General features: G+C 48.8%; 8 protein-coding genes. 6 read left to right on the forward strand and 2 right to left on the reverse strand.

Going from position 1 to position 8,691, the window contains the following annotated elements:
* Positions 1-19 precede the first annotated feature (19 nt).
* The gene (locus P1P89_08140) at positions 20-1,549 is read left to right on the forward strand and encodes an aldehyde dehydrogenase family protein (protein ID MDF1591465.1); all 1,530 of its coding nucleotides are present in this window, start codon (positions 20-22) and stop codon (positions 1,547-1,549) included.
* Positions 1,550-1,759: 210 nt separating this feature from the next.
* Positions 1,760-2,866 (forward strand): A/G-specific adenine glycosylase, encoded by a 1,107-nt coding sequence (gene mutY / locus P1P89_08145; protein ID MDF1591466.1) that lies wholly within the window; start codon positions 1,760-1,762, stop codon positions 2,864-2,866.
* Here the strand turns inward: mutY and P1P89_08150 are convergent.
* Together P1P89_08150 and P1P89_08155 are read right to left on the reverse strand one after the other, a co-directional pair.
* Entirely contained in the window at positions 2,840-5,248 is a 2,409-nt protein-coding gene (locus P1P89_08150) for a hypothetical protein (GenBank protein MDF1591467.1), read from the reverse strand. The genes mutY and P1P89_08150 overlap by 27 nt on opposite strands.
* A gap of 6 nt (positions 5,249-5,254) precedes the next feature.
* Complete coding sequence (locus P1P89_08155) at positions 5,255-6,001, reverse strand: protein-L-isoaspartate(D-aspartate) O-methyltransferase (GenBank protein MDF1591468.1); 747 nt, start codon at positions 5,999-6,001, stop codon at positions 5,255-5,257.
* Between the two features lie 206 nt (positions 6,002-6,207).
* Here P1P89_08155 and P1P89_08160 point away from each other — a divergent pair, with 206 nt between their 5' ends.
* From P1P89_08160 to P1P89_08175, 4 genes are all read left to right on the forward strand, one after another.
* The gene (locus tag P1P89_08160) at positions 6,208-7,134 is read left to right on the forward strand and encodes a glycosyltransferase family 2 protein (protein MDF1591469.1); all 927 of its coding nucleotides are present in this window, start codon (positions 6,208-6,210) and stop codon (positions 7,132-7,134) included.
* 204 nt (positions 7,135-7,338) lie between these two features.
* On the forward strand, positions 7,339-7,887 hold the full coding sequence (locus P1P89_08165; protein MDF1591470.1) for a winged helix-turn-helix domain-containing protein: 549 nt from the start codon (positions 7,339-7,341) through the stop codon (positions 7,885-7,887).
* A gap of 173 nt (positions 7,888-8,060) precedes the next feature.
* Entirely contained in the window at positions 8,061-8,306 is a 246-nt protein-coding gene (locus tag P1P89_08170; GenBank protein MDF1591471.1) for an AbrB/MazE/SpoVT family DNA-binding domain-containing protein, read from the forward strand.
* A partial coding sequence (locus tag P1P89_08175; protein ID MDF1591472.1) for a PIN domain-containing protein occupies positions 8,303-8,691 on the forward strand: 389 nt, incomplete at its 3' end. The genes P1P89_08170 and P1P89_08175, both read left to right, overlap by 4 nt.

Here is an 8,691-nt window from a genome sequence, read left to right on the forward strand (position 1 = left end):
AGATTCAAGAGAGTGAACAATGAAAAAAATATTGGAAGCGATCGACATGCTGGGCAATTACACCGGCGCCGGCAACGGATCATGGTTGGAATGCAGTGGGAAGGAACTATCATCTCTTTCCCCGATCAATGGTCAGGTAATCGGAAAAATTCAATCGGCCACACGCGACAGTTATGAACATATCGTCGCCGACAGCGTTGAGGCTTTCCGCCAATGGCGTCTGGTTCCGGCTCCCAAAAGAGGTGAGATCGTCCGGCAGATCGGCGAGGCCCTGCGCCGTCATAAAAAAGAATTGGGTGCACTGGTGAGCTTGGAGGTGGGCAAGATTCGGGCCGAAGGGGAAGGGGAAGTTCAGGAGATGATCGATATCGCGGACTTCAGCGTGGGCCAGTCACGGATGCTCTACGGGTTGAGCATGCACAGCGAACGCCCCAGGCACCGCATGCTTGAACAGTGGCACCCCTTGGGCCCTGTCGGCGTCATCACGGCCTTTAACTTTCCGGTGGCGGTGTGGGCCTGGAATGCCATGCTTGCGCTGGTTGCCGGTGATACGGTCATTTGGAAGCCCTCGTCCAAAGCCTTTTTGTCCGCCATCGCCACCATGAAAATTGCATGGCAGGTACTCTATGAAAATAAACTGCCCGACGGGATTTTGAATATCATCATCGGAGATCGCAATGAGGTCGGCGAACCCCTGTTACGGGACAGACGGGTGCCGCTGATATCAGCGACGGGCAGTGTCCGCATGGGGCGACATATTGCCGAGGTCGCCGGCTCCCGCCTGGGTAAAACCATTTTAGAACTGGGCGGCAATAATGCCGTCATCGTTACCCCCAGTGCCGATTTGGACCTCGCCGTCCGCGCCATCCTTTTCGGAGCAGTGGGAACTGCTGGCCAGCGCTGCACAACAACGCGCCGTGTGATTGCGCACCAGGATATCTTTAATCCCCTGAAGGAATCTCTGGTTAAGGCCTATGGGCAGGTTCGGATCGGTTCCCCCCTTGAAGACGGCACCCTGATGGGTCCGCTGATTGACTGCGATGCAGTGGCTTCCATGCAAAGGGCGCTGGAAACGATAAAGCGCCAGGGGGGTCGTATACTTTCCGGCGGCGAGGTGCTTTCCGGCGGTATTTATGATGCCGGCACCTATGTAACGCCCTGCATCTGCGAGGTGAAACCCGATTGCCCGATTGTAAATGAGGAAACCTTTGCGCCGATCCTGTATTTAATACAATACAAAACCCTTGAAGAGGCCATCCAGTACCACAACGATGTCCCCCAGGGTCTTTCCTCGGCTATCTTCAGCAACAATATCCGGGAAACCGAAGCGTTCCTGAGCCATTCGGGAAGCGACTGCGGTATCGCCAATGTGAATGTCGGGACCTCCGGGGCTGAGATCGGCGGCGCCTTTGGCGGTGAAAAAGATACCGGCGGCGGCAGAGAAGCCGGATCGGACGCGTGGAAAGCATATATGCGGCGGCAAACCAATACCATCAACTGGTCAAGTGAAATTCCGCTGGCACAGGGGATACGGTTTGAAATCGACTAACAGGTTGATGAAAAACTGCGCCTGAGGCCGCCATGTCCCGCTGAAAGCGGGATTGCGCGGCTCTCACCAAAGTACTTGCTCATCCCGCCTTGGCGGGACTGCGCTTGCCGAGTCGCCGCGCTCCAGCCTTTGGCGGGACTGACGACCTCATTCTTGTTTTTCAGCAGCCTGTGATGGTGGCGCTATTAAAAAACAACTTTACAAACGATTATGAAAGACCTGATCTCTGAAAAAGAAGTCAATTTGCTCCAGCGGCGTCTCATCCAATGGTATCAAAAAAACCAGCGAAAACTGCCCTGGCGTCAGACAAGAGACCCGTTTTACATCTGGATCTCAGAGATCATGCTGCAGCAAACCCAGGTTAAAACGGTCATACCGTATTATTTGAAATTTTTAGATCGCTTCCCCGACGTTGCAAGCCTGGCTGAAGCGGACATGCAAACGGTTCTAAAAATTTGGGAGGGGCTGGGGTATTATGCCCGGGCCCGCAATCTGCACCGTGCGGCCAAAATAGTTCTGGAAAGGCATGGCGGCGAGGTCCCTTCCTCGCAACAGGGATTTCGCAAACTGCCCGGCGTGGGCCCCTATATTGCATCGGCGGTACTCAGTATCGCCTATGGGCTTCCCTATGCGGTCGTCGATGGAAATGTGAAGCGGGTCCTGTCCCGCCTTTTTTTAATAGATCTGCCGGTAAACAATGCATCTTCATATAGAACTTTTGAGGAAATCGCCTCAGGATTGCTCCATACCCGCCAACCGGGAATTTTCAACCAGGCAATGATGGAACTGGGGGCAATGGTCTGCCGATCTTCCACCCCCTCCTGCAGCACGTGCCCGTTGATAAAAAACTGCCGGGCGTTTAAAAAACAGCAGGTGGCAATATATCCCAAGCGGATCAAGACAAAACCCGTCCCCACCCATCATATTGCTGTCGGGGTTGTTTATAAAAAAGACCGGGTTTTAATCACACGCCGAAAGTCGGAAGGGCTTTTGGGAGGTTTGTGGGAGTTTCCGGGCGGGAAAATCAAAAAGAAGGAAGATGCGCAAGAAACCTGTATTCGGGAGATTAAGGAAGAGGTCAATCTGAACATCAAAATAGATTCATTTATCACTCGGGTCAGACATGCCTACACGCATTTCAAGATTGTTTTAGATGTTTTTTGCTGTAGCTATCTTTCCGGCCGGGTCAAACTCAATGGTCCGGTGGATTATCGCTGGATCAGACTCGGTGAAATTGATGACTATCCATTTCCAAAAGCCAACCGGAGGTTTATCCCCTTGCTTGAACCTTCAACCCCCGGCCTCCCTGAACCCTAAAAGCGTTATTATATAGGCCCCCAAATAAGCCAGTCCGGCACACGCCAGGATAGCGGGGAGCCCAATGCCAAGTGCGATCTGAACCGCAACGATGGCAGCGAGCACGGAAGCGCATCCGTTGGCCGCCCAAGCTTTTGCCCGCCCATAGGGGCTTTTCAGCAGCAGCCGCATCCCATTGGGAAAGGGGAGTCCCATGAGGATGCCCGGCGGCAGTAAAAGCAAGAAGGCAAAGAGATAGCGTCCGTAATCCGGCAGGTTGAGACTCCACTGGGTCACTTGGTTCAAGACAAGAAACAATCCGACCAGCGTCAGCAACAATGCAGCCAGTCCAAATTTGAGCTTCCGGCGATCCATGTTTCGTGAGAAATACCCACCGAAACTCGAGAACACCAGCATTCCGGAAAGCACCACGGTAAGACTGACGACAGGATTACCGAAGAGTAAAACAAACCGCTTAATAAAATAGATTTCAACCAGCATGAACCCGGCGCCGATGGATAGAAAATAAAGCGTTTCCATAGATGCCGGCGCGTTGTTGCTTCTTGATGCAAGAATCCGGGGTATCAGCAGGAGTACCAGGGTAATGGCAATTGCTTCAAGTAAAACTGCCGCTGCTACCAATTCACCGGAAATAAAAAGTGCGTCAAATCGGCTGCCGGTGCTTTTATAAAACTCATTGAGCCGGGTCCATTTGAGAAAACTGCTCTGAAATGGACGCTGATCGTTTTGTGGGGCGATGTCCAGCGGGTAGAGAGCGAAAAAAGCTTTTTCCATTCCGGATTGATATGCTTCAGCCAACCGCTTGATTTCGTTATAAAGATAGGGGTGCTCAAATATATTGAAACGGTTGACCATATTTTCCTGAATGCCGGGAATATAGACCAGATCGAAATTTTTATGAAGGGTGTAGTCCCCCAACATTGTTGTGTCAGTAAAAGGCCTGGCTGAAATAATAAGAACAACCGTGTCCCAATTGCGGAGAACAGCCAGATGCCTTTGGGGATTTTGGGCCCCATTGAATCTGAGGCTTTCGTAGGCGGTGGCCCACAATCTCAGCATGTCGGCGGGCGGCAAGAGGAGCTTGCGGGCGATGATGACAACACCGTTTTCTGTCAGGTGCTGAAGATAAGCCGTCATGGCTTCAAAGGTAAAAAAATGTTCCTGATTCAGGGCGTCTGAACCGGGCAGCGAACTCCCCCAGTTTTCGATCTGGATAATGCCGTATCGATGCTGCGTTTGTGCAAGGAATGCCCGGTGGTTTTGATTCATCACCGTGAGGTCGTAATGCCTTCGAACCATTTCGGCAATATTAGGGTCCTGTTCCACCACCGTGATGTCCTGTTTGCCGGATGCCATGGCGCAAAGGATTCCCAAACCGCCGTTTTTCTGGATTACCAGCACCTCTTCATCTGCCGGGTTTAATTCATGCCCCGTATAAGCGAGCGTATATTTTACGAACTCGGCATCTTTGGAAGAATTTAAATGGTACAACGCAAAAGGGCTGTCGCCGTCTTTGAATAAAGCGCTTTGACCGGGCAGCGGACCTGAAAATTTTAGGCTCAACCCCGGCGCAAATCGAACAAACCGGCTTGTAACATGGTCAATTCTGCCATGAAGGCCGGTCAGGGTTTCCGCTACGTGAGTGTCCGGATATTGAAGCGTCTGGCGGATCGCTTTGTATGGTGAAGGCGGTATGGAAACGAGGGAGTCGCCGCCAGGCATGATGAGAAAAGCAGCAACACCCAACACACACGCGCCGAAAGCTGGGAGAGTGCATTTACTCCAAGACGAAAGGCGGTTGCCGGAAAGCCGGCTCCACACGGATTTTAAGGCAGCGAAAAGAACGACCAAAAGGGGCGCCATCCCTGCGAAAACAATCAGACGGCCTTCATCCCAATAAGGCAAGAGCAGTGCCGGAATTACCGCACCGAGGGCCGAGCCTGCCATACTGACAAAATAGACGATGCCGGACTGATGCGGAACCGAAGTGTACGCAACGGAAATGACAAAGCCTGCGAAAAAGAAAGGCATGGCTGCCAATACGTAGGACAACAATAGATAGCCTATCTGAACGATTTCAAGGGTCAGTCTGAAGTAATCAAGCGGAATGTGGTTCAACATCAGCAAGGAGACAATTACGGAGACGGTATAGAGGATGACACAAAAGGATATCGCTCCATTAGATGACAGCCTTCGGATCGGGAATTTTTGAGAGGTGTCGACGAGTTGAAGCACGACCCCGCTGGCGGCAAAGCCGAAAAGTGCAATACTGATCACCATAAAGGTAAGATGGTTCCACTGGCTGATTGAATAAATTCGGGCGAGCAGTATTTCAAAGGTGATGGAAGATAGCGACAGCATGAAAACAGATAGATGAATCATAGTGCCTTACCTGGGGGCATCATCGGTCGCAGAAGGGGACCGATCCATGGCATAGCCGGTCATGGGAACAAACAAAACCCCTGTGATTTGTCTGACCGTATAATTCTCAGCCAGTTTGGTGACCAGGGTGAGGTTTTGGTATCTAAACGGGTTTCCCAGGGGCAGAATCAGCCTTCCGCCGTCTTTTAGTTGTTGCAGGAGTGGCGGGGGTATATGATCGATGGCCGCCGTAATCATGATCGCATCAAATGGCGCGGCATCCTTCCATCCGAAATATCCGTCGCCCAGTCGACTTTTGATATTGGTATACGGCAACGACTGCAGGATTCGGTTTGCCTGGTTAAAAATGTTTTCCTTAATTTCAATGCTGTATACTTCCTTTACAATTCTGGAAAGCACGGCTGCCTGATAGCCGGAACCGGTTCCAATTTCCAGAACACGGGCATCTTCGGAAAGCTTAAGGCCCTCCGTCATAAGGGCAACGACATAGGGCTGAGAAATCGTCTGGCCTTCCCCAATGGGAAGCGGCCGGTCGGCATATGCCTGGTGCTGAAGCGACTTTGGAACAAAATGGTGCCGTGGGACTTCTGTCATGGCTGCAAGGGTTTGCGGGTCCGTAATCCCCCGTGCGCGGATCTGGTCGGCGACCATTTTTTCTCTTGCCAGTCGAAATTGGGGACTGTCTTCTATGATATCAGCGAGGATCAGATCAGGCAGGAAAAGGAGGAAGATGAGTAAACAGATTCTTTTCATCAGGCTGCTCCTGTATAAACCCTGTAACAACGGGGTAAATGTAATCCTTCATAACATAAAATGGCTAAGTTGTCAGGTTCTGAGTTATACAGGAATAAATAAGGACAAGGCGTTGCCGGTCAATATTATTGTTTTAAACCCTTTAGAAAAATGATACATACAAACAAACCGACACCCCTTAATTCGGCTTTAACAGGTTGAAAAAAATGAACAATGTAAAGGTTTCCATTATTATCCCGGTCTTCAATGAAGCCTCCACCATCGGCGGTCTTGTTCAAAAGATCAAAACGCTTCATCCTGATTATGAAATCATCGTCATCAACGATGGATCGGGGGATGATACTGCCGCTGTTGCGGGCAAATCAGGGGCGACGGTTTACAATCACCCCTACAATATCGGCAACGGGGCTGCCATCAAAAGCGGCATAAGGGTTGCGAGGGGCGATGTTCTGGTCTTTATGGATGGGGATAACCAGCATGAACCGGAAGATATTGCAAAATTACTTGAACATTTTCCTGCCTACGACATGATTGTGGGCGCACGTTCAATGGGTTCGCATGCGTCCTGGACCCGCGCCCTCGGCAACAAGTTATATAATTGGATGGCATCGTATGTGGCCAAATTTTCAATAAAAGATCTGACATCCGGTTTTCGTGCCGTAAAGGCGGATATCGCCCGTAATTTTTTATATCTACTGCCCAATACCTATTCTTATCCCACCACCCTGACCCTCGGGGTGCTGCGAAACGGCGGCAGCGTAAAATATGTCCCCATCAAAATGTTAAAACGAAAAACAGGAAAGAGTAACATCAATCTGCTTCGGGACGGCGTGCGTTTTTTTATGATCATTTCCCGAATCAGCACCCTCTATTCCCCCATGAGGGTATTTTTACCGGTCAGTTTCCTGATGTTTGTCCTGGGGATGGCAAATTATATTTATACGTTTGTGACCGAGGGGCGCTTCACCAACATGAGCGCCCTGCTTTTTGTAACTTCCATCCTCATCTTCATGATGAGCCTGATTTCCGAGCAGATCTGCCAGATGCGGTTTGAGCGGCGTGGTGGAGACCGGCCGGTTTTGGATCCAGGGGCCGGCTCAGATCGAACCCAACCTGACCGCCGTAGCCGTTAACGGCAGCCCAATGAATAAGTTGTACCCTAATTGATCGTAAACGAAATGAAAAAGTGAGGTAACATTCCCCTTCCTTAGAAAGCCAATTGTTTAACTTTGCCAATCCGGACTTAAGCGGTCAGTCGCCCGCCTGATTTAAAAAAGATTGATAAAAAATTATGAACATGATATGAGTAATAAAACTACTCAAAAAGGAGTCAAAATTTGAACGACCTTTTTGCAGGGCTTATATCCTCCAAAACCAGAATTAAATTGCTGGTCAGATTCTTTTTCAATCCCAAAACCCGTTCTTATTTGCGCGAACTATCCAATGAATTCAACGTTTCCACCAACTCGGTGCGTGAAGAGTTGAATCAGCTTACCCGCACCCATTTGCTGAAATCCCAGCGAAGCGGCCGGCAGGTCTTTTATACGGCCAACCCGGATCACCCGCTGTTTAATGAACTTAAATCGATGGTCGGTAAAGTCATGGGAATCGATCAGGTCGTCGACGGGATTGTTAGCCGGCTGGGTGAACTGGAAAAGGCGTATCTGATCGATGATTACGCCGAAGGTAAAGACAGCGGAATTATCGACCTTGTCTTAATTGGAAATATCGACCAGTTTCATCTGAATGATCTGAGCAGAAAAACTGAACGCTATATTAAAAGAAAAATAAGAACTATGGTGGTAAGCTGTGAGGAATTTAATGATTTTTTCCCAAAACTAAAGAACCGCCCTCGAATATTGATCTGGGAAAAAACAGATACATAAGTTTTCGAACACTATCTATAACTATTTGTATTATAATATAATTAATTCTTTGTAGCCTGTAATTCAAGGGGCGGAGCTATATATAAAGCCACAACTGCTAAATCATAAATATGTTGACAATAAAATATTATGCTGCATATAATATTTTTACAACATAAATGGAGGATTGCAGCATGAAACCAATCAGCGTTACAGTTTCCGGCAGAGGATATGTTGTTTTGCCTGCACATCTAAGAAAGGAAATGAAGATCACATCCGGATCAAAAATTCTAATTAATAAAGAAAAAGACAAACTTATTCTGGAAATAGTTCCGTCCTTTACAAAAAAATTATCCGGACTCACAGGGAAGACAATAGGCGACAGGCCTGAAACCGTGGATGAATTCATCGACGGGGAACGGGAAGAGAGGCTTCCTTGATTTCATTAAAGAAGCTGAAAAGTACCGTCTACGGGAAAAAAGTGCTTATTGACAGCAATATCATCATATATTTAACGGATATGATTCAGCCCTATGACGCTTTATCAAAAGAATTATTTACCATTATAGAAGAAGGAAAAGCGGAAGCGGTCATCTCTATTATCTCTGTCGTTGAAGTCATGCAGGGCCCAATAAAAGCCGGAAAAGCGGATATTGCAATTGAGGTGAAAGATTACCTTGTTAATTTCCCGAACTGTCAATGCCTGAACATAACCTACGATGTTTTGGAAAAAATAGGAAATGATGGCAGGATAAACTGGAAAGCGCTGCGATCCATTGATAGCCTGATAATTGCTTCCGGTCTCTATTCCGAAGTCGATCTTTT

The sequence above is a fragment of the Desulfobacterales bacterium genome (genome assembly GCA_029211065.1).
GTDB lineage: Bacteria > Desulfobacterota > Desulfobacteria > Desulfobacterales > JARGFK01 > JARGFK01.

Bases quoted from the DNA above. Each gene is read 5' to 3' on its own strand.
- mutY (MDF1591466.1), top strand. From the start codon at position 1,760: ATGAAAGACCTGATCTCTGAAAAAGAAGTCAATTTGCTCCAGCGGCGT.
- P1P89_08170 (MDF1591471.1), top strand. From the start codon at position 8,061: ATGAAACCAATCAGCGTTACAGTTTCCGGCAGAGGATATGTTGTTTTG.
- P1P89_08140 (MDF1591465.1), top strand. From the start codon at position 20: ATGAAAAAAATATTGGAAGCGATCGACATGCTGGGCAATTACACCGGC.
- P1P89_08160 (MDF1591469.1), top strand. From the start codon at position 6,208: ATGAACAATGTAAAGGTTTCCATTATTATCCCGGTCTTCAATGAAGCC.
- P1P89_08150 (MDF1591467.1), bottom strand. From the start codon at position 5,248: ATGATTCATCTATCTGTTTTCATGCTGTCGCTATCTTCCATCACCTTT.
- P1P89_08155 (MDF1591468.1), bottom strand. From the start codon at position 6,001: ATGAAAAGAATCTGTTTACTCATCTTCCTCCTTTTCCTGCCTGATCTG.